Source organism: Stenotrophomonas sp. 01N47, assembly GCF_056399165.1.
In genome coordinates this window covers 1-386 of record NZ_JBFTQU010000094.1, presented here as the reverse complement: position 1 = coordinate 386, position 386 = coordinate 1, and the positions used below count along the sequence as shown (strand labels likewise).

Here is a 386-nt window from a genome sequence, read left to right as displayed (position 1 = left end):
GTGCTGGTCTACACGCCCGATCGTGGCATCGGCGACCTGATGTGGCATCTGCCGACCATCCGCGCGATCGCGGCGACCACGCCCGAGGGCCGGGTGGTGCTGGCCGCCCGCCCGGCCAGCCGTGCGTCCGAGGTGCTGGCCGTCGAGCCGACGGTGAGCAAGGTCGTCGACGCCCCGAACTACAAGGACAGGCTCAAGGGCGTGCGCGAGGTGCTCGACTTCCTGCGGATCTGCCGCACCGAGAAGCCGCGCGCGGTGTGGATCCTCGAGAAGATCGACCGCCCCGCCATCGCCGCGGCCCTGGCCGGCGTGCCCGAGCGGCGGGGTTTCGGCCTGGGCCACGGCCAGGAGGGCTGGCTGAACACCGGCCCCTACCTGCCCAAGTC

At 72.5% G+C, this 386-nt stretch carries 1 protein-coding gene; it reads left to right on the top strand.

The annotated features are described in order from the left end of the window. Positions 1 to 386: glycosyltransferase family 9 protein (locus tag AC1DKR_RS21370; protein WP_478035206.1), on the top strand; the 386-nt coding region annotated here is incomplete at both ends.